The 19,399-nt window shown below is 73.7% G+C and carries 21 protein-coding genes, 1 tRNA gene and 1 pseudogene; 8 read left to right on the plus strand and 15 right to left on the minus strand.

Translation table 11 applies throughout. The annotated features are described in order from the left end of the window. Window positions 1–717 precede the first annotated feature (717 nt). Window positions 718–1,906: pseudogene (locus IEX99_RS21710) on the plus strand (IS3 family transposase). Between the two features lie 116 nt (window positions 1,907–2,022). Here the strand turns inward: IEX99_RS21710 and IEX99_RS21715 are convergent. Beyond that, on the minus strand, window positions 2,023–2,235 hold the full coding sequence (locus IEX99_RS21715; RefSeq protein WP_188904243.1) for a hypothetical protein: 213 nt from the start codon (window positions 2,233–2,235) through the stop codon (window positions 2,023–2,025). Between the two features lie 821 nt (window positions 2,236–3,056). Between IEX99_RS21715 and IEX99_RS21720 the strand changes: the two genes are divergently transcribed. Further along, window positions 3,057–4,124: an alcohol dehydrogenase gene (locus IEX99_RS21720; RefSeq protein WP_188904245.1), complete on the plus strand. Its 1,068-nt coding sequence runs from the start codon at window positions 3,057–3,059 to the stop codon at window positions 4,122–4,124. Window positions 4,125–4,154: 30 nt separating this feature from the next. Here the strand turns inward: IEX99_RS21720 and IEX99_RS21725 are convergent, their stop codons facing one another. Then, a complete protein-coding gene (locus IEX99_RS21725; protein WP_188904247.1) occupies window positions 4,155–4,667 on the minus strand; it encodes a cupin domain-containing protein in 513 nt (170 codons plus the stop codon). Window positions 4,668–4,766: 99 nt separating this feature from the next. On the opposite strand from IEX99_RS21725, the gene IEX99_RS21730 reads away from it, so the two are divergent. Then, window positions 4,767–5,378, plus strand: coding sequence for a cysteine dioxygenase family protein (locus IEX99_RS21730; RefSeq protein WP_188904249.1), 612 nt, complete (start codon window positions 4,767–4,769; stop codon window positions 5,376–5,378). An 81-nt stretch (window positions 5,379–5,459) separates the two neighbouring features. Here the strand turns inward: IEX99_RS21730 and IEX99_RS22740 are convergent, their stop codons facing one another. From IEX99_RS22740 to IEX99_RS21765, 7 genes are all read right to left on the minus strand, one after another. Next, window positions 5,460–6,335: a CHAP domain-containing protein gene (locus IEX99_RS22740; RefSeq protein WP_188904250.1), complete on the minus strand. Its 876-nt coding sequence runs from the start codon at window positions 6,333–6,335 to the stop codon at window positions 5,460–5,462. A 287-nt stretch (window positions 6,336–6,622) separates the two neighbouring features. Beyond that, complete coding sequence (locus IEX99_RS21740; RefSeq protein ID WP_188904252.1) at window positions 6,623–6,973, minus strand: RidA family protein; 351 nt, start codon at window positions 6,971–6,973, stop codon at window positions 6,623–6,625. 184 nt (window positions 6,974–7,157) lie between these two features. After that, on the minus strand, window positions 7,158–7,526 hold the full coding sequence (locus IEX99_RS21745) for a hypothetical protein (RefSeq protein WP_188904254.1): 369 nt from the start codon (window positions 7,524–7,526) through the stop codon (window positions 7,158–7,160). Window positions 7,527–7,630: 104 nt separating this feature from the next. Next, complete coding sequence (locus IEX99_RS21750; RefSeq protein WP_229678214.1) at window positions 7,631–8,731, minus strand: Gfo/Idh/MocA family protein; 1,101 nt, start codon at window positions 8,729–8,731, stop codon at window positions 7,631–7,633. Further along, window positions 8,614–9,885 carry an MFS transporter gene (locus IEX99_RS21755; RefSeq protein WP_188904256.1) on the minus strand — a complete coding sequence of 424 codons (1,272 nt, stop codon included), beginning with the start codon at window positions 9,883–9,885 and terminating at the stop codon, window positions 8,614–8,616. The genes IEX99_RS21750 and IEX99_RS21755 overlap by 118 nt, the downstream gene beginning before the upstream one ends. Window positions 9,886–9,901: 16 nt before the next feature. Further along, complete coding sequence (locus tag IEX99_RS21760) at window positions 9,902–10,333, minus strand: hypothetical protein (protein WP_188904258.1); 432 nt, start codon at window positions 10,331–10,333, stop codon at window positions 9,902–9,904. After that, a complete protein-coding gene (locus IEX99_RS21765) occupies window positions 10,330–10,866 on the minus strand; it encodes a hypothetical protein (protein WP_229678212.1) in 537 nt (178 codons plus the stop codon). The genes IEX99_RS21760 and IEX99_RS21765 overlap by 4 nt, the downstream gene beginning before the upstream one ends. 204 nt (window positions 10,867–11,070) lie before the next feature. On the opposite strand from IEX99_RS21765, the gene IEX99_RS21770 reads away from it, so the two are divergent. Then, the gene (locus IEX99_RS21770) at window positions 11,071–12,357 is read left to right on the plus strand and encodes an amidase (protein WP_188904260.1); all 1,287 of its coding nucleotides are present in this window, start codon (window positions 11,071–11,073) and stop codon (window positions 12,355–12,357) included. 182 nt (window positions 12,358–12,539) lie between these two features. Here IEX99_RS21770 and IEX99_RS21775 read toward each other — a convergent pair whose 3' ends face one another. From IEX99_RS21775 to IEX99_RS21800, 6 genes are all read right to left on the minus strand, one after another. Then, the gene (locus tag IEX99_RS21775; RefSeq protein WP_188904262.1) at window positions 12,540–13,409 is read right to left on the minus strand and encodes a hypothetical protein; all 870 of its coding nucleotides are present in this window, start codon (window positions 13,407–13,409) and stop codon (window positions 12,540–12,542) included. A 401-nt stretch (window positions 13,410–13,810) separates the two neighbouring features. Next, window positions 13,811–14,791 (minus strand): beta-ketoacyl-ACP synthase III, encoded by a 981-nt coding sequence (locus IEX99_RS21780; protein WP_188904264.1) that lies wholly within the window; start codon window positions 14,789–14,791, stop codon window positions 13,811–13,813. Between the two features lie 14 nt (window positions 14,792–14,805). Continuing rightward, the gene (gene plsX / locus IEX99_RS21785; protein ID WP_268237533.1) at window positions 14,806–15,924 is read right to left on the minus strand and encodes a phosphate acyltransferase PlsX; all 1,119 of its coding nucleotides are present in this window, start codon (window positions 15,922–15,924) and stop codon (window positions 14,806–14,808) included. A 44-nt stretch (window positions 15,925–15,968) separates the two neighbouring features. Further along, window positions 15,969–16,172 carry a 50S ribosomal protein L32 gene (rpmF, locus tag IEX99_RS21790; RefSeq protein ID WP_188904266.1) on the minus strand — a complete coding sequence of 68 codons (204 nt, stop codon included), beginning with the start codon at window positions 16,170–16,172 and terminating at the stop codon, window positions 15,969–15,971. A gap of 121 nt (window positions 16,173–16,293) precedes the next feature. After that, on the minus strand, window positions 16,294–16,857 hold the full coding sequence (locus IEX99_RS21795; protein WP_188904268.1) for a YceD family protein: 564 nt from the start codon (window positions 16,855–16,857) through the stop codon (window positions 16,294–16,296). Continuing rightward, window positions 16,841–17,467, minus strand: coding sequence for a ubiquinol-cytochrome C chaperone family protein (locus IEX99_RS21800; RefSeq protein ID WP_229678213.1), 627 nt, complete (start codon window positions 17,465–17,467; stop codon window positions 16,841–16,843). The genes IEX99_RS21795 and IEX99_RS21800 overlap by 17 nt, the downstream gene beginning before the upstream one ends. A gap of 155 nt (window positions 17,468–17,622) precedes the next feature. Here IEX99_RS21800 and IEX99_RS21805 point away from each other — a divergent pair, with 155 nt between their 5' ends. The 4 genes from IEX99_RS21805 (at window position 17,623) to IEX99_RS21820 (ending at window position 19,250) form a co-directional block, all read left to right on the plus strand. Then, on the plus strand, window positions 17,623–18,171 hold the full coding sequence (locus IEX99_RS21805; protein WP_188904271.1) for an outer membrane protein assembly factor BamE: 549 nt from the start codon (window positions 17,623–17,625) through the stop codon (window positions 18,169–18,171). Window positions 18,172–18,273: 102 nt separating this feature from the next. Then, a complete protein-coding gene (locus tag IEX99_RS21810; protein ID WP_188904273.1) occupies window positions 18,274–18,594 on the plus strand; it encodes an integration host factor subunit alpha in 321 nt (106 codons plus the stop codon). Beyond that, window positions 18,591–19,109: a MerR family transcriptional regulator gene (locus IEX99_RS21815; protein WP_188904275.1), complete on the plus strand. Its 519-nt coding sequence runs from the start codon at window positions 18,591–18,593 to the stop codon at window positions 19,107–19,109. The genes IEX99_RS21810 and IEX99_RS21815 overlap by 4 nt, the downstream gene beginning before the upstream one ends. A 64-nt stretch (window positions 19,110–19,173) precedes the next feature. Then, window positions 19,174–19,250: transfer RNA gene (locus tag IEX99_RS21820), tRNA-Pro, on the plus strand. Window positions 19,251–19,399: the final 149 nt, after the last annotated feature.

Genomic DNA, 19,399 nt, shown 5'->3' on the forward strand with positions numbered 1-19,399 from the left:
CCGCCTGACCCGGCGAACCAACCCGCCGACGATCATCGCGCTCCTACACCACGCAATGGGACACGACCTACCGGCCGGCGCCACGACGTCCCGGCGCGCCCGCCGGGCCGGTGCCCGCAGGCGTGGCACCACCGCCCGCGGCGCGACGCGCGGGGTCGCTCAGGGCCGCTTTCGCCCGGCTGCGCTCGCTGCAGCGGCCCTCGCATGCCGTTCGTCGAGGGGTATCGCGCTCCCGACTGTTTCCAGCGTTCCGCGATCCGCGCTCGGCCGCCCTGCCTGCGCCCCTCGCGCCCAAGCCCCTGGCGCTCCCTCGCCCGCATCGCTGCGCGGTGCGGATCTCGGCGCCGGCAGCGCCAGGGGCCTCTCTGCGGCCGGCCGGTCGCAGGCTCGGGTCGGCGGGGCCGGCGCCGCGCAGCAGGCGGCCGGGCCGCGATCCCGCGATGGCGCGCCGCGTCAAGGTCGGGCAAGGATCGTGCCGGCTGCGGCGGCCGACCACCATTCGACCGAGCCGGCCCGGAAGATCCTCAAGCACCGCGTGCGGCGGTCGCGGCTGTCGGAATCTGCACCGCCCATCGGGGGCGGCGGCGCGGCGCGAACCGCCTGTGCCGTCAGCCCTGCAAACCGGGCGCCGGATCGGCCGCAGACCGACAGCCGGGCTGACGTGCTCCCCGTGGTTCCATCCATGGATAAGTTGGATCCGTCGAGGAGCAGAGGACGATGCGACGGAGCCGTTTTACGGAGGTTCAGATCCTCGGGATCCTGAAGGAGCACGAGGCGGGGCGGGCGACGGCCGATTTGTGCCGGAAGCACGGGATCAGCGACCAGACGCTCTACAACTGGAAGGCCAAGTACGGCGGGCTGAAGCTGTCAGAGGCGTCGCGGCTCAAGGGTCTGGAGGACGAGAACCGCGAAGAAGCTGCTGGCCGAGGCGGTAATGGACAATTCGGTGCTGCAGGAACTGCCGGGAAAAAACTGATCAGGCCTGCGGTGCGGTTCGGGGCGGTGGAGCGCGTGATGCGTGAGCACGGCTACAGCGAACGGGCGGCCTGCAGGCTGATCGGGTGGATCGCTCGGCGTTCCGGTATGAGCGCGCCGATGGCTGGGACGCGGCGTTGCGTAAGCGGCTGCGCGAACTGGCCAATCAACGGCGCCGGTTCGGCTACCGTCGGCTGGCGATCCTGCCGCGGCGGGAGGGCGCGGCGGTGAACCCGAAGCGCATCTGGCGGCTGTATCGCGAGGAGCGGTTGTCGGTGCGGCGACGCGGCGGGCGCAAGCGCGCGCTTGGCACGCGGGCGCCGATGACCGTGCCGCAGGGTGCCGACCAGCGGTGGAGCCTCGACTTCGTCGCTGACGCGCTGGCCGATGGTCGGCGGTTTCGAGTGCTGTGCGTGGTGGATGACCTCACGCGGGAGGCGCTGGCGACGGTGGTGACACCTCGATCAGCGGCGCGCGGGTGGTGCGCGAGCTGGAGCGCCTGGTGGTCGAGCGACGGGTGCCCGCGATGATCGTCAGCGATAACGGCACGGAGCTGACCTCGGTGGCGGTCCTGCGCTGGGCGGAGGAGCGCGGTGTCGAGTGGCACTACATCGCGCCTGGGAAGCCGCGGCAGAATGCGTTTGTGGAGAGCTTCAACGGCCGCCTGCGGGATGAATGCCTGAACGAGCACCTGTTCGGCTCGCTGGCGGAGGCGCGTCGGCTGATCGAGGCCTGGCGGGAGGACTACAACCGTGTCCGGCCGCACGGCAGTCTTGGCGGCCGGACGCCGGAAGAGTTTGCCAGACGCAGCGCTCTCGCGAAGGCTCGGGCCGAGGGTGCTGCGCTACGCGAGGGCTCCGCGCCCTCGGCCCGAGCCACCACGGTCCTGAACAGGGGCAAACGGAGAACGGATCCAAGTTATCCGCGGTAGGAAAACGGGGAGCACGTCACGTGGTGCCGACCAAAGCGGAGAAGTACAGGACCCCGTCGAACACGGCGAGGCTGTCGGGGCCATGGGCGCCGTGGGAATCGAGCCCTCGATCCGGATCACGGCGCCGTCCCCGCCCTCGAGGCGGAACAGGGGTAGCCGCCGTCGGCGTAGGCGGAGAAGTACAGGTCGCCGTCGAGCATTGCAAAGCCGACGAGGGACCGGACATCCAGGTCCCAGCTCGCGTCGCTCAGCATCCAAGCCGAGGTGCCGTCGAAGGCCCAGAGCTGCTGTTCGCCTTCGGCATCCGGGGCGAAGAAGATCCCGGTCACGGATTCCCATGGATCGGCCGGAGGGCCGTCGGCCGGAGGTGGGGCGGGTTGATCACCCCTGGCCCCTTTTCGAGGACGTGCGCGGGCAGCTTGTGCAGCGGCGGCCCCTTTGGACCACGCGCCATGCTGTCCTCCTCTCGTTCGTTCTTGGTGGCTGGGGCGGCCGCTCCGTCGCCGGGCGTGCCGAGATCTGCGGCTTGTTCGGCCGCGGTCATCCCGCGCCCTTCTTGCGGGGGAATTGACGTGATCGCGAGATTGTTACGTCACAATGATGAGATTTTCGAGCGCTTATTTGCCAAGTGCCCCCCGTGACCGTGTTGGTGATCGCTGCAGTTCGACCCAGGGGACGCGATCCGTCTCCGAGGCCGCCGTATCGCCTCCGCGGCCTCTTGCCTGTCCCGCTTTGCCGCGAGCCGCGGCCGCTTCGGATCGCCCCGCGCCGTAGTGGGGCTCCAGGCCGCCGTCGGCCTGCCATGGCCGGTCTGCCATGGATCGCGAAAGGTCGCTGCGCGCCATCCCGGCGCCGGCGCGACGCGCCGGGCTCCGTTCGTCCTTCGCCCTGCCCGCCCCTGCGGCGTGCTCTCTCCGCCGCGCCCCGTCCGGAATGCCGATCCCCTCCACCCGCCGGCATGTCACGAGCCCCGCCCGGCCGACGCGCCTGCCGCGCACCCGGCATCCACTCGCCCGCCCCGCTCGCGCAGGTGCTGCGCACCCGACGCCCCGCTGTGACGGCCCGTTCTCGCCGACGCCCGCGTGCCGCATTGACCACCCCCCCTGCGGTTGCGCCATTCTCCCCGGCCACCTTCCGGAGGAACCACAACATGCGCGCCTGGGCCGTCGTCGAGTGCGGAAAGCCGCTCAAGGAGATCGAGATCCCCACCCCCGAGCCGGTCGGCGAGCAGGTGCTGCTGGAGGTCACCCACGCCGGCGTCTGCCACTCCGACATCCACATCTGGGAGGGCGAGTACGACCTCGGCAGCCGCGGCAAGATGCGCCTCACCGACCGCGGCGTGACCCTGCCGCTGGCGATGGGCCACGAGATCGTCGGCAAGGTGCTGAAATGGGGACCGGAGGCGGAAGGAAAGGGGCTCAGGGTCGGCCAGACCAAGCTCGTCTTCCCCTGGGTCGGCTGCGGCAAGTGCGACAGGTGCCTCGCGGAGGAGGACAACATGTGCCTCCAGCCGCGCTCGCTCGGCGTCTACCAGCACGGCGGCTACGCGACGCATGTGCTGGCGCCGGCGCCGCGCCACCTGATCGACATCGAGGGCCTCGATCCCGCGCTCGCCGCCACCTACGCCTGCTCCGGCGTCACGGTGTACAGCGCCATCAACAAGGTGATGCCGATGCCGCCCGACGAGCCGATCGTGCTGGTTGGCGCCGGCGGGCTCGGCCTCAACGCCATCGCCATCCTCCGCGCGATGGGGCACCGGCGCATCGTCTCGGTGGACGTCAGCGCGGAGAAGCTGGAGGCGGCGAAGACGGAGGGCGCCTCCGACGTCGTGCTGGCGCAGGGCGAGGACACGGCGAAGCGCATCATCACCACCTGCGGCGGCCCGGTCGCGGCGGTGATCGACCTGGTGAACGGCACCGCCTCCGCCCGCGCCGCCTTCGATTCACTGCGCAAGGGCGGCAAGCTGGTGCAGGTCGGGCTGTTCGGCGGCGAGCTCTCGATCCCGCTGCCGCTGATGCCGATCCGGGCGCTGACCATCCAGGGCAGCTACGTCGGCAACCCGAAGGAGCTGCGCGCGCTGGTGGACATCGCCAAGTCCGGCAAGCTGCCGCCGATCCCGATCACCCAGGAACCGCTGCCCATGGCCAACGACGCGCTGATGCGCCTGCGCGACGGCAAGGTGGTCGGGCGCATCGTGCTGACGGCCGAGGCGGCGTAGCGGCGCGCCGGCCGGGCAGGGCGCGGCGCATCAGCCGGCCGCCGGGTATGGGCCGCCGGTCACCGGATCGCAGGGCGGATCGGGCGTGCGCGGGATGGTCCGCGCCGCCTCCTCCCGCTCGCCGGGCCTTCCCGTGAACGCGCGCACGCGCTGCCCCGGCGGATAGGCGCCGACGACCAGCAGGTCCGGGCTGGCGCCGAGATTCCGGTGCCCGGTGCCGGCCGGCAGCACCACCACGTCTCCCGCCGCGAGGTCGAGCACCGGCCCGCCCTCGCCGCCGAGCTGCACCCGCACCCGCCCGGCGGCGATCGCCAGCGCCTCGTGCGCCTCCGGGTGGTAGTGGTGGTGGCGGTAGATGCCGTCCCGCCAGGCGGGCGGCCAGCCGTGCCGGGCGAACAGCGCCTCCGCCGCCGCCGCCCGGTCCCCCTCCGCCGCCAGGGCGCCGCGGTGCAGCAGCACCGGCAGGCGCGGGTTGTTCGGGACCGCGCCTGCGGGGGCGAGCATCAGCCGGTCCGGGCCGGCCCGGGGCGATCCTTGCCGCATGGGACCCTCCTTGCCCCTCCGGAGCGATGGTTTGCTCCCGCGCCCCGGGGTCGTAGCATGCACTGCCAAGGGAGAACGCAGGGAGGGAGGATTCTCCGCATGCCCGACATCGCCCCGCTGCGGGATTTCGTCCAGGCCATGACCCGGCTCGCCGATGCCCGCGCCCCGGAGGCGCGCTGGCTGTCCGAGGGGCGCGACCTGCTCGCCGCCCTCGTCGCGCGCGACGACTGGCTGCCGGAGGAGTGCGCCCAGCACGGCCCGACCTACCGTCAGGTCCTGCTCCACTGCGACCCGCTCGAACGCTTTTCCGTCGTCTGCTTCGTCTGGGGGCCGGGGCAGGGCACCCCGGTGCACGACCACACGGTCTGGGGCCTGGTCGGCATGCTGCGCGGCGAGGAGATCTCGACCGAGATGCTGCCCGACCCCTCCGGCGAGGGCCCGATGCGTCCCGGCCGGGTGGACCGCCTGCGCCCCGGCAAGGTCGTCGCGGTCAGCCCGAGCTTCTCCGACATCCACACGGTGCGGAACGCGCTCGCCGACCGGCCGAGCATCAGCATCCACGCCTACGGCGCCAATATCGGCGCGGTGACGCGCAGCGTCTTCGACCCGGCGACGGGACGGCGGAGCCGCTTCGTCTCCGGCTACAGCAACGCCTTCGTCCCCAATCTCTGGGACCGCAGCGGGGAGATGACGGCGCAGGCTGCGGCCTGACGCGGGCGTCGGCTTCCCTCGGGGACGATCGGCATCGGTGCCCCCGCGCCGTCGCCCGCCGATGCCACCATCCGGAACGGATCAGCGCGCCACGGACGCCTCGAGGATGCGGATCGAGAGGTCCAGATGGCCGCGGGCGTGTGGCGAGGCGTCGCCGCCCGTCGGCTGTTCCGCCAGCTCCACGCGTTCCTGCCGCGCCCTGCCGGACGGCGCTGCCGTGCTCGCGAGGTGCGGTCCCCCTCGGCTGCGCCCGGCAAGCAGGGTACCGGCGGTCGGATCGGGCCGGTTGTAGATGAATCCGTAGGCCGGATAGACGCGGCCATAGGTGCCGGCGCTCCAGCCCGCCTGCACGCGCACCTGCGTCCAGTCGTTGCCGGGCGAGACGTCGATCACGCTGACCCCGCGCATGACCGTGCCGCGGCGGATGCCCGGCCCTCCCCAATTGGCATGGTCCACCAGGATCTCCCGCCCCGAGACCACGCGGCTGACCACCGAGACATGGCCGAGGCGCATGCTGCCGGAGGCCGGAAACGCCAGCACCGAGCCGACCTCCGGCGCGCTCCCGCGCTCGTACAGGCCGGCGGCGTTGTGCCACCACTCGCGCCCATTGCCGAAGATCTCGATCCCGCTCACCTGCCGCGCATAGGGGACGCAGGAGATTCCGCTCCCGCTTCGCGTCGCCGCGCCGCGCCCCTGCGCATCGGGCTGCGGCGCGACCAGCACCGCCGGCCGCAGGATCGAGGACGGCGCGCCTGCTGCCCGCGAGCCCTGCCGTGCCGTGTCCCGCTCCGTCGGCTGCGACCGTGCGGCCGCGATCGGCGCCGCCGCGCGGGCCGCGACCTGCTGGCGTGCTCCCTGACGCTCCCCGCTGCGCGCCTCGGCTGGAGAGAGGGCGGCCGCACAGGCAGCGCCGCCCAACAGCACGACAAATGCCGCCCCCACGCGCGACGCCCGCATGAGACCCCCTTCGTTGCCACCCCGTCGCGAGGCCGAGATCGGCCTCGCTGACGAACGCGTTACCGGCGCGCATTGAGGGAGGACAACCCCGGTCGTCGTTACCGGCCGTAATGCTCTGTGATTTGCGTGAAGCCCCTGTGGATATGCGCCCGATCGCGGACCAGGGTCCTATGCATGATGGCGGAATTGGGGCACGCCACGGTGTGGTGGCGGGAATGCAACAAGAAATTTCGCAAAAGAAAGAGCGGCGAGACTCGCGCCCCGCCGCCTCCGGACACGACGCCGAATCAGCGGCACGCGACGATCATGATCTCCACGAGATGCCGCGGACTGGCCAGGTTCGCTTCCACGCAGGCGCGCGCAGGCTGGCCGCCCGGCGGGAGCCAAGCGATCCACTCCTTGTTCATCGCCTCGCGGTCGCGGATGTCCTTGACCCAGATCTGCGCGCTGAGCAGGCGCGTCTTGTCGGTGCCCTGCGCCTCCAGCGCCGCGTCGATCTTCGCCAGCACCTGCTTGGTCTGGCCGGTGATGTCCTGCGACAGGTCGTCGGCGGTGATGCCGGAGAGGAAGACGAAATTGTGGTACTCGACCGCGGTCGAGAGGATCGGGTTGGAGTTGTGGCGGGTGATCTTGGCCATGCGCGCGCGTTTCCTCCGTTGCGGCAGCCGCAGCCGCTTCTAGGCCGGGGCCGGGGGCAGCGGCAAGCCGCGCCGCCGCTTGCCCCGCGGAATCCGGCGACGGGCGGCGCAGGCCTGCGCGTCGGCGGCGCGAATCCTCGTCGCGTGCGGCGCAGCGCGTCGGGCTTCCGAGCCGCGCCGGCGTTCAGCCGTGCGGCGGTGCGGCAGGCGGGCCGGGCGGGTCGGCCTCTCCCTCGCCGTGGTCGGCGGCGCCGAGCACGGGGCAGCCGCACCAGGGGCAGCGGGCGAGGGCCTCGATCCTCTGCCGCAACTGCGCCTCGGCCAGGGGCGAGCGCACGCCGTCGCCGAGCGCCGCCGCCAGTTCGTCGCGCAGCGCCGCGTGCAGCCCCTCGGGCGAGGGGCAACCCTCTGCGGCGTAGGCGGCCTGGTCCGCGGCGGCGAGCGGCTCGCGCCGGAAGGCGCGCGCCGGTCCGGCGGCGGCCAGCAGGGACGGGCCGCCCAGGGCGGCGCAGGCAAGGACGAAGCGGCGCCGGCCGGCGATGGCGATGCGCATGGGCGCCTCCTTACCGCATGGCGCGTTTTCGCGCAGCGCGAATCGGCGGGAGGCCCGGCGATGCCGCCGGCCCCGCCATGCACGCGGCGCGCCCGCGCCCCGGGCTAGGCCACCGCGTAGGTCCCGCCCGAGGCCGCCGCGCCGATCATCGCCTCGAACACGGCGACGCCGTGGATCGCCTCCTCGAGCGGCAGCGGGCAGGCCGGCCCGTCCGCGACGGCCGCGGCGAAGGCCGCGAGTTCCGCGTGCTCGATGTCGGCCTTCGCGAATTCGCGCACCCAGCCCTCGCCCTCGAGCGGCGTGAAGCGCAGCCGGTCCTGCCCGTCCATCTCCAGGTTCTCGCGGGTGCCGAACAACGTCACCCGCCAGTGCCGCGGCACCGCGGCGAGGGTGGCGAAGGTGCAGGTGGCACCCGAGGCGAAGCGCCCGAGCATCGCCGTCGTGTCGTCGAGGCCCGGCAGCACCTGGCGCGCGGCGGCAACGCTGACGCTGGCCAAGGGCCCCATCAGGTGGATCAGCATGTCCACCATGCGGATGCCCATGCCGCCCATGCCGCCGAGCGGGCTCTCCTCGCGGTCGCTGCGCCAGGACTCCGGCGCGTAGCCGAGCGCGCCGGGCCCGCTCATGTTGCCCTCCGCGTGCAGCAGGCGCCCGAGCGCCCCCTCGGCGACCATCCGGCGCATCTCCGCCGTCGCCGGCAGGAAGCGGCGGTTGTGGCCGAGCGCGAGCACCACGCCGGCCTCGCGGCACGCCGCGGCCGCGGCCTCGGCGCTCGCCTTGCTCAGGGTGAAGGGCTTCTCGACGAAGACGTGCTTGCCGGCCCGCGCGGCGGCGACGACTTGCCCCGCGTGCTGGCGGTGCGGCGTGGCGAGCACGACCGCCTTCACCGCCGGGTCGGCGAGCACCGCCTCGTAGCCCGCGTGCAGCCGGATGCCCTGTCGCGCGGCCCGGTCGCGCGCGCGCTCCGGCCGGTGCAGCCGGCGGCGAAGCGGAGGCCGGCGTCGTTCCTCCCCTGCACGCTCTCGACCAGCGTGTGTCCCCCGTGGCCCGTGCCAATGATCGCGGCGTCGAGCATTCCTCGCTCCCCTTATCCCTTGGGGTCCTGCGCCGGAGTCCCCTCCAGCGCCGCCGCCATGCGCGGCTGGCGCGCCATGCCCCAGGCGAACACGACGAGCGCGAGCAGCGCCGCCGCGATCGTCGGCCAGCGCAGCCCGAAGGCCTCGGCGAGCAGGCCGAGGAGCAGCGCCCCGAGCGCAGGAAAGACCCGCACGATGAGGCCCCAGAGACTCAGGATCCGTCCGCGCATGGCCGGGTCCGAGGCGCTCTGCGCCAGGGTCTGCACCGCGATGCCGTGCACCGAGGAGGCGGCACCGAGCAGGCCGGCGCAGAGCACGGCGAAGGGGAACCAGCCGGTCGCCACGAACCCCGCCAGCGCCATGCCCTGCCCGGCGATGGCGTAGTTGGAGAGCCGGGTCGTCCCGGCCAGACGACCGCGCGTGGCGAGCAGCACGCCGGCGATCAGGGCGCCCACGCCGAACGCCCCGGTCAGCACCGCCAGCCCCTCGACGCCCCGGCCGAACAGCCGCTCGACATAGGGCGGCAGGATCTCCTGTACCCCGCGCGCGAGCAGCGAGATCGCCGCGGCGAGGGCGAGGATCGGGCCGAGTCCCGGATGCCGTGCCGCGTAGCGCAGCCCCGCCACGACGTCGCCGAGCAGGCTGCCGCGGCCCGAGTGCCCCCGCCGCTCCGCCTGCGCCAGGACGAGCAGCGGCATGGTCAGCGTCGCCACCACGTAGGCGAGCGTGTTGAGGAAGATCGCCGGCGCGGGACCGTAGAACGCGATCAGCGGTCCCGCGATCGCCGGGCCGACGAAGCGGGCGACATTGAAGCACAGGCTGTTCAGCGCCACCGCCGCCGGCAGGTCGGCCGGCGGCACGATCGCCGGCACCAGCGTCTGCCGCGACGGCTGCGCGAAGCTGTGCGCGGTGCCGTTGACCAGCTCGAAGACGAGCAGCGCGACGATGCCGAGATTCCCGGTCCAGGCGAGCGCGCCGAGCGCCGCCGCCTGCGTCGCGATGCCGATCTGCGTGAGCATGGTGAGCTTCACCCGGTCCACGCGGTCGGCGATGGCGCCGGCGAGCGGGCTGACCACCGCCGCCGGGATCAGGTCGCAGAACGCCACCAGGCCGACCCAGGAGGCGCTGCCCGTGATCTCCCATGCCAGCCAGATCACCGCGATGCGGTGCAGCCAGAGTCCGATCCAGGCGAGCAGGGAGGAGGCGAAGAAGATCTGCGAGTTGCGGTGCGACAGCGCCCTGGTGAGCGCGGCGAACCGCGGGGGGGAGCCGAGCGCGGCCATCGCGGCCGCGCGGCGCTCAGGATCCGCCCCCCGTCGTGCGGCCCGGCGTCGGCGCCGGCGCGGGCACCGCGGCCGCCCCGCCGCGGCTGAGCGGGTCCTCGCCGAGGTGCCGGCGCACGCATTCCTCGGTCAGGCGGTCGCGTTCGAACTGCTGGGCGAGGCGGTCGGTCTCGGCGCGGATCGTCGGGATGCTGGCCTGCACGCCGACGCGGCTCTGCCCCTCGTCGATCCGCATCTCCTGTCCGCGGTCGCGGTAGAGCACGACACGTTCCGCCTCCCGCCGGCAGGCCGCGACGAGCGCGTCGCGCGACAGCGGCTCGCCGGCCGGTCCGACGGTACGCGGCGGCGTCACGCGCCCGGTGACCGAAACCGGCGGCGCGGGCGCGACGGGCGCGCAGGCCGCCAGGAGGAGCAGGGCGGCGATCGGGGAAACGGCGACTCGGCTCATGCAGCGGATACTCCGGCGGGCGGGGAAGGCAGTGTGCGCGACAATAGGCGTGCCAGCCCCGCCTCGTCGAACCGCGCCGTCGAGTCGAGCGGCTGGCGCGCCGCGGCGGCGAGCAGCGACGGGTGCAGTTCGATCCCGCGCCCGCCCGGCGTCACGTCGAACAGCCCGGACAGCCAGTCGGCGCGGGTCATCACCTCGACGAGGGCAAGCAGCCGCAGGCACAGGGCGAGGCCGCGGAGGCTGTCCAGCCCGACCAGGCGATCCACGGCCTCGGCCCAGCAGCGGGCGTCGCGGTCGGCGATGGCGATCTCCGTCGTCTCGCCGCCTTCCGCCTGCGCCGCGCCGCCGGCGGGGCGCCGGAACAGCAGCATGCGCGGCGGACCCCAGAGCCGCGCCATCGCCGCCTCGCGCGCGGCGTCCCAGGCACGCAGCAGCTCGTGCGGCGGCACCGGCGGCAGGCGCTCGGGCGGGAGGGCGACGAGATAGGCGAGGGCGCCGTGCGGCGCACGCGCCACTCGGATGGTCTCGGGCATCGCGCGACTCTGACGCCCCGCCCGCTGCGGCGCCAGAGGGCGCCTGCGGAACGAACGCGCGGCAGCCCTGCGCCTGGCGCCTGTTGCGGCCGGCCTCGTCGGCCGGGGACAGCGGGCGCGGGGATCGTTCCCGTCCGGCTTCCGCCGCGGCAGGGGCGCATCGGGCGCTTGACCTTCCCGCGCCGCGGCGCAGGCTTGGCCCCCATGACTGACGCCGCCGACCTCTCCGCCGCCGAGGCCGCCCGCCGCATCCGCGCCGGCCGCCTCTCCGCCGCCGCCCTGATGGAGGCCTGCCTCGACCGCATCGCGCGGCGCGAACCGGAGATCCGGGCCTTCGCCTGGCTCGATCCCGCCGCGGCGCGCCGCGCGGCGGAGCGGGCCGACCGTGCGGGGCTCGCGGACAGGCCGCTCGCCGGCCTGCCGCTCGGCGTCAAGGACGTGATCGACACCGCCGACATGCCCTCGCAGTACGGCTCGCCGGCCTGGGCCGGGCACCGGCCGCGCGCCGACGCCGCGGCGGTGGCGCTGGCGCGCCGCGCGGGGGCGGTCGTCATCGGCAAGACCGTCACCACCGAGTTCGCGACCCGCCACCCGGGGCCGACCGCCAACCCGCACAATGCGCGGCACACGCCGGGCGGCTCCTCCTCCGGCTCGGCGGCCGGCGTGGCGGCGGGGTTCTTCCCGCTCGCCTTCGGCACCCAGACCGCGGGCAGCATCGTCCGCCCCGCGGCCTTCTGCGGCGTCGTCGGCTACAAGCCGAGCCTCGGCACGATCCACCGCGCCGGCATGAAGGTGATGAGCGAGTCGCTCGACACCATCGGCGTGATCGCGCGCAGCGTCGCCGACTGCGCGCTGGCGGTGGGCGCGATGACGGGCCGCGACCTCGGCGATCCGGAGGCGAGGCCGGCGCGCCCGCCGCGCCTCGCCCTCTGCCTCGGTCCGGCGGCGGATCGCGCGGCGCCGGAGACGCGGGCGCTGCTCGAGCGCGCCGCGGAGGCCTGCCGCCGCGCCGGCGCGGCGGTCGAGCCGCGCGAGATGCCGCCCGTCGTCGCCCGCGCGCTCGACCTGCATGGCCACGTGATGAACATGGAGACGGCCCAGGCGCTCGCCTGGGAGCTGGACGAGGCGCGCGCCCAGCTCTCCGCGGAGCTGCGCGAGCGGATGGACTGGGCGCTGTCGCAGCCGCCCGCCGCGCTCGACGAGGGCCGCGCCGCCTTCGCCGCCGCGCGGGCCGCCTTCCCGGCGGCGATCGAGGGCTTCGACGCCGTGCTGACGCCGAGCGCGCCGGGCGAGGCGCCGGAAGGCCTCGGCTGGACCGGCGATCCCGTGTTCAACGCGCTGTGGACCGCGCTCGGCGTGCCCTGCGTGACGGTGCCGGCCGGCACCGGGCCGCGCGGCCTGCCGCTCGGCGTGCAGATCGTCGGGCGCGCGGGGGAGGACGCGCGGACGCTCGCCTGGGCGGAATGGGTGCGCCAGGCGGTGGCGGGCTGAAGCATTCGCTGGCTGGCGACGCACGCGACCGGGCACACGCCGCGACGCGAGGCGCGAGGCCTGGCTGACCGGCGATATCGACTCCGCGTCGGAGCGGTCCTTGACGGGGGAAGAGGCCGGCGCCTCCCGGCCCCGTCGTCACCCGCCCGTACGGCGAGCCTGGCCGTGACGGCGCCCGGCCGTTAGAGCAGGTTCAGCTTGTCGTTGATCACCATCCAGCCGCAGGGCTCACGGATGAAGTCCACCGGTTGCACGCCGAACCAGCGGTTCTCGCTCGCAAGGCCGTGGTAGAGCCTGTCCACGAGGCGCATCGCCGGGCCAGAGCCGGGGCCGAGCGCTCTCTGCGCCGACAGGACCTGCATCTCCTGGAACGCACGCCAGTGCAGATTGCAGGCGGTGATGGTCACCAGGTTGTCGTTGTTGAGGCGGCTGAGCGCTATGTTTGCGCTGATCCCGGTGAGTCCGGAGATCGCAGCGCTGGCGATTGCGCAGCCGGGAATCGAATCGGCGGTCAGCGCGCCGCCGCGCGAAACGAGTTTGATCAACTTGCATTTGAACATGACATCAACGATGTCCTGGAAAAACTTGCTGTGCGGAATCTTTTTTGCTTCGTTCTTGAACGCGACCATATGTTCGATCGTATTGGCGACCGAGCGGCCATGCCGGGCGATGCCTCCCAGGTTCACCGTGGTGAAGGTCGCCGCGATAGAACCGACGCCGGACAGGATGGAGCCGGCTATCTTCTTCCCTTTTCGCCATTTGAAATAGCGCCGCGTGTTTGGCGACTCGATGTCGTAAAACCCATTTGCAACGAAATAGGGATTCATGAAGTATTTCTTCTTGCCGGCCGCCGTCATCAATACGTCAAGTCCGGTGAACAGAACGCTGCCGCCGATCCCCACCGCACCTATTTTTATCGATTCTCCCGCGATATCCTTGACGCCGATCTGCGTCGCGTCGCCGATGAGCGTGTCGGAGATCGCCGCCCCGATGCCGAAGACGCTCCCCCAGTTGCCGAGGTCCTTGGCGGCGTCGCCCGCGATTCCGGACATGCCTCTCCTCCGCAATCGCCTTGTCGTTCGACTTGTCCCGAAGCTTTTCGGCGTCGGCGAGGATGGTATGGGCAACGTTGCCGGCGCCGCAATGGTCATCGCCCCCGCGGCTGGGCTCCTGCCCGCCGGATGCGTCGTTGGCGTCCGGGCAGGCGGATGCGACGGCTTCCCGATCCGGTTGCGCCCCCCGCTACGCAGCCGCCCCACTGCGCGGCGCCTGTCCCGAGACGTCCAGGAACGTCCTGGCGGTCGCGGCAGCGCGCCAAGCACATCGAAGCCCTGCGCGGTCCCGGTCCAGAGCGCGGACAGGGCTTCGAGCGGTGCGGTCAACCCCGTGCGGGGACGCGGGCAGGGGCGCGCGCGTCCCGGCCGAACGGGTGCGTCGGCCTGACCCGGCCTGATCAGTACCGGGCCAGCGCCGCGCCCCAGGTCAGCCCGCCGCCGATCGCCTCCATCAGCACCAGGTCGCCGCGGCGGATGCGGCCGTCGCCGACCGCCTCGGCCAGCGCCAGCGGGATGGAGGCGGCGGAGGTGTTGGCGTGGCGGTCCACGGTCAGCACCACGCGGTCGGGCTCCATGTGGAGCTTCTTGCCCATCGCCTCGATGATGCGGCGGTTGGCCTGGTGCGGCACCAGCCAGTTGACGTCGTTGTGGCCGAGGCCGTTCGCGGCCAGCGCCTCGTCCACCGCGGCGGCGAGCTTGGCGACGGCGTGGCGGAACACCTCGCGCCCCGCCATGCGCAGCAGGCCGTGCCTGGCGTTGGAGCCGGGGCCGCCGTCGATGTGCAGGATGTCGCCGAAGCGGCCGTCCGAATGCAGGTGGGTCGAGAGGATGCCGTGGTCGGACGGCGTGCCGCGCCCGTCGGCCGCGCGCAGCAGCACCGCCCCGGCGCCGTCGCCGAACAGCACGCAGGTGCCGCGATCGGTCCAGTCGAGGATGCGCGAATAGACCTCGGTGCCGATCACGAGCACGGAGCGCACCTGCCCCGCGCGGATCATCGCGTCGGCGACGCCGAGCCCATAGACGAAGCCCGTGCAGGCGGCGGAGAGGTCGAAGCCGAAGCCGCGCGTGGCGCCGATCTTGGCCTGGATGCGCACCGCCGTGCTGGGGAAGCCGGAATCGGGCGTGGAGGTGGCGACGACGATGGCGTCCACCTCGTCCGGCTTGGCGCCGGCGCGGGCGAGCGCCTCGCGCGCCGCGGCGGCGCCCATGTCGGAGGCCGTCTCGCCCTCGGCGGCGAAGTGGCGCTGGCGGATGCCGGTGCGCTCGACGATCCAGGCGTCCGAGGTGTCGAGCCCGTGGAGGCGGGCCAGCTCGTCGTTGGTGACCACCCGCTCCGGCAGGTAGCCGCCGCAGCCGGCGATCAGCGCGCGTGTCGGCATGGTGCGATCGTCTCTCAGCGCCCGGCGCCGGCCGAGGCGAGGCGGGGCGGTTCGATGGGGGGCGGCGCGGCGGCCGGGGAGAGGCGGGCGAGCCCCTCGCGGATCCGGTCCTGGAAGCCGTGCGTCACCATGTCCATGGCGACGTCCATGGCGTGGGCGAAGCCGAGCGCGTCGGCGCTGCCGTGGCTCTTCACCACCACGCCGTTCAGGCCGAGCAGGATCGCGCCGTTGTAGCGGCGCGGGTCCATCCACTCGCGCAGCCGGTCGAGGGCGGGGCGCGCGAGCAGGTAGCCGAGCCGCGCCGGCATCGAGGAGGTGAACACCTGGCGCAGCAGGTCGCGCATCAGCTTGAGCGCGCCCTCCCCGGTCTTGAGCGCGATGTTGCCGGTGAAGCCGTCGGTGACGATCACGTCCACCGTGCCGGCGGTGATGTCGTTGCCCTCGACGAAGCCGCGGAAATTGGGGCCGATGTGCGACTCGCGCAGCACCTCGGCGGCCTGGCGCAGCCGCTCGTCGCCCTTCATCTCCTCGGTGCCGACGTTGAGCAGGCCGATGGTCGGCGCGGTCAGGCCGAGCACGGCGCGGGCGAAGGCGTCGCCCATCACCGCGAACTCGACCAGGTTGCGCGTGTCGCACTGCACGTTGGCGCCGAGGTCGAGCAGCACCACGTCGCCGCGCGCCGAGGGCCCGATCGCGGCGAGCGCCGGGCGGTCTATCTCCGGCAGCGTCTTCACCACGATCTTGGCGAGCGCCATCAGCGCCCCGGTGTTGCCGGCCGAGACGACGCCGCCCGCCTCACCGGAGGCGACGGCGTCGATCGCGAGCCGCATCGAGGAGTTGCGCATGCGCAGCGCGAGCGTCGGCTTGATCTCGCCGCCGATCACGTCGGGCGCGTGGCGCAGGGTGCAGGCGGCCGCGGCGCGCCGCCGGCGCGCCAGCGCGGGGCCGACCCGCGCCTCGTCGCCGATCAGGAGGAAGCGCGCGTTCGGGTGCCGCTCCGCCGCGAGTTCGACCCCGTCGAGGATCGCCTCCGGCGCGCCGTCGCCGCCCATCGCGTCCACCGCGAGCGCGAAGCGGCTCGCCGCCTGGGCGGCGGCTGCGGCCTGGCCTGGGCGGGGCGGGGCGGGCGGCACGGCGATGCGGGATCCCGGCGCGGTGGCGGCGGCGCGGCGCGCCGTCAGGTGTGGACGGCGGATTTCAGCGCATCGCCGGCAGGCGCCACCTCGCGCCCGTCGTAATGCCCGCAGGAGGGGCAGACGTGGTGCGGGCGCTTCAGCTCGCCGCAGTTCGAGCACTCGTTGTAGGTCGGCTTGGACAGGGCCTCGTGGCTCCGACGCATGCCGCGCCGGGAGGGCGAAACCTTCTTCTTCGGGACGGCCATGGCGCCGGGCCTCTTTCGATCAAAGCAAGCCAGTTCTGTCGGGAGGGGCGGGCATTACCACCGCACCTCGGGGGGCGCAAGCAGAGCGGCGGCCGATTCGCGCGCGATGCGCCCCTTGCGCTCATCGCCTGCCGGTGCGGCGCATCCGCTCCAGGTCCGCGAAGGGATGGGACGCCGCGCCGCCCGCCGCGGGCTTCGCCGCCGGCTCGCCTCCGGCCGCGTCGAGGCGCGGCAGGGTGGCGCCCTCCGCGCGCGGATAGGGTTCGAGGGCGAGGGCGAGCTGCTGGGCCAGCGCCTCGCCGAGGTCGAAGGTGCCGCCCGGGTCCATCGGCACGACATCGGGCGCCTGCGGCGCTTCCTCCTCGCCCGTGGCCTCGGCCAGGGCGGCGTCGGCGGCCGGCACGAAGCGCAGGTCCACCGGCTCCTCCACATGCTGCGGCACCGGCTCGAGCGAGATCACGCAGGCCTGGACGACATTCGCCGACAGCCGGCCGCGGGCGGAGATCCGGCCGCCCGCCTCGCGGCGCAGCGTCACCTCGGCCTCCAGCCGGTCCACCGACTCGATCCCGAAGCGCCGGGCCAGCGCCTCGCGCTCGGCCGGGCTTGCCAGCAGATGCTCGGTCCGGCCCTCGGCGCCGATCCGGTCGGCGCGCAGCGGGCGGGAGAACTCAGGGCGCACCGGCATCGGCGGGCTCCGTTTCCGCGGGATCGGCGGCGGCCGGCGGGAAGGCCACCTCCCCGGCGGCCAGCGCCGCGAGCGGCTGGCGCGCGAGTGCCGCGTCCACCGCGCGCGCATAGGCCGCGAGGCGCAGCGCCGGCGCGCCCGGCGTGCCGTCCGGCCCGCTTCCCGGCGCCGCGCCGCGCCAGACGTTGCGGACGAGGGCCCGAGCGAGGGCAGTCTCGTCCCCGGCGTCGAGCGCGGCCTCGTAGGCGCGGGCGCGGCCGTGGAACGCCTCCCACATGCGGCGCACCCGCTTGCCGACGACGAGGTCGCCGACCCCCATCTCGCGCAGCGTCTGGTCCATGTCGGAGAACATCGCGTCGAACACCGCCTGGGCGAGCGCCGGGCCGCGCGGGTCGGGGTCGCGGCGCAGCCGGCGGATCAGCAGGGCGGCGTGCAGCCCGACCAGGTCGAAGCGTCCGTCGAGCGTGTCGGGCGCGGCGTAGCCGGGACCGAACAGCACCGGCGAGCGCGCCGCCGCCACCGCGGCGCCGTAGAGCGCGAAGCCGGCCCGCTCATGCGGCCGGCGCCGCTCGAGCCAGCCGGCCAGCCGTTCGACGATCCGTCGGGGCACGCTCGCGGGCACTCCCTTCCTCTGGCCAGCCGCCGGCCTCTGGCCGGCCGCCGGCGGTCGGGCGGCATGCGCCCGTCCGGTCGGCCGGCGCGGACATCCGGCCCCCTCCGCGGCGGCCGGTTGACGCCGCGGCGGGGCGATGGCATCGCGCTGACATGGCCCGCGATCCTCGACCGGTCAACGCCGTGCCGCGCCGCCGCCGGCGCACCCTCGCCGCCGCCCTGCCGCGGAGCGGCGCCGCGGCGCTGGCGCTGCTGTTGCTCGCCGGCTGTTCGTTCTTCCAGGCGCCGCCGGTACAGCGCGGCAATCGCGTGGCGCCGGAGGATCTCGCGCAGATCACCCCCGGCGTGCAGACCCGTCAGGACGTGCAGGCGCTGCTCGGCTCGCCCAGCGCGCGCAGCACCTTCGACGATCGCGAATGGTACTACATCAGTGCCGTCACCCGGCAGCGGCCTGGCCGCCGACTCGGGCAGAGCGACCAGCGGGTGGTGGTGATCAGCTTCGACGCCTCGGGCACGGTGAGCGGGATCCGCGAGCTCGGCCCCGACGATCACCGGGAAATCACCTTCGTGCGGCGCGAGACGCCGGTGCCGGGGAATGACCGGACCCTGCTGCAGGAGCTGTTCGGCAACATCGGCCGGGTCGGCGGCCTGCCCGCCACCGAACAGGCCGCGCCCGGCCCGACCGGCCCGAGGGAGCGCTGAGCGTCCAGGAGGCGGAACGAGACCCGCCCGCAACGCCGTTGACGGGCGGCATGGATCCCGGTTTTCTTGCAAGCTGAATGGCTTGCGAGGGATCGCTCGGGCATGGACACGGTTACCCGCGCGCATCTGGCGGAGGCGATCTACGCCCAGGTCGGATTGTCGCGCAACGAGAGCGCCGCTCTGCTCGAGACGGTGCTGGAGCGCATGGCGACCGCGCTCGAGGCCGGCGAGCCCGTGAAGATCTCCGCCTTCGGCACCTTCAGCGTGCGCCAGAAGGGCCAGCGCATCGGGCGCAACCCGAAGACCGGCGTCGAGGTGCCGATCCTGCCCCGCCGCGTGCTGGCCTTCCGGCCGAGTCAGGTCCTCAAGGCCCGCATCAATGGCCAGCCCCTGCCGCGGGGCGGCCGGGACGACGCCCGGTGAGCGGCGAAACGGGGCCGGCCCGCAGCGGGGATGCGGCGGGCAACGCCGGTCTTCCCGCGCGCCCTCGGAAGGCCCCGACTGCGTTCCGCACGATCAGCGAGGTATCGGACGACCTTCATATCCCGCAGCATGTGCTGCGGTTCTGGGAAACCAAGTTCCCGCAGCTCAAGCCGCTCAAGCGCGGCGGCGGCCGGCGCTACTACCGGCCCGAGGACATCGCGCTGCTGCGCCGGATCAGCGATCTGCTCTACACCCAGGGCTACACGATCAAGGGCGTGCAGCGGCTGCTGCGCGAGGGCGGGTGGGACGGCGCCACGGCCGGCTCCCCTCCCTTGGGGGCCGAGACGCCGCACGGCGAGCTTCCCCTCGGCGATGCGGCCGCTTCGGCGGCCCTCGCGGCACAGGCCGACCCGGCGACCGTGGCGCTGCGCGAGGCCCTGGAGGCGCTCGAGGCGATCGCGGGGGAGCTTCGGGCGTTGGCGAAGGGCGGGGGCGGGGAGCGAAGCGAAGCGTGAAGGCTTCGCCCGGCGACCGGGACTGGCGCCGGGACGCGGCCGATGCTAGACCGCGGGCGCGGTCCGGAGCGTAGCGCAGCCTGGTAGCGCATCAGTCTGGGGGACTGGGGGTCGTGGGTTCAAATCCCGCCGCTCCGACCAAAATCTAAGCTAACTCAATAGATTGGCGGCGCCCCGGGGCGCCGTAAGGGCTTCTGGGTTCCCCAAAAGGCCCTACGTGGCTAATGGAGCGATTCCAGCAGACGTTTCCCGCGCTGGTGCTTGGCAAGGATGGTGTCGGCGGGCGCGGT

Origin of the sequence: Caldovatus sediminis, from assembly GCF_014644455.1 — a bacterium.
Taxonomy (GTDB): domain Bacteria; phylum Pseudomonadota; class Alphaproteobacteria; order Acetobacterales; family Acetobacteraceae; genus Caldovatus; species Caldovatus sediminis.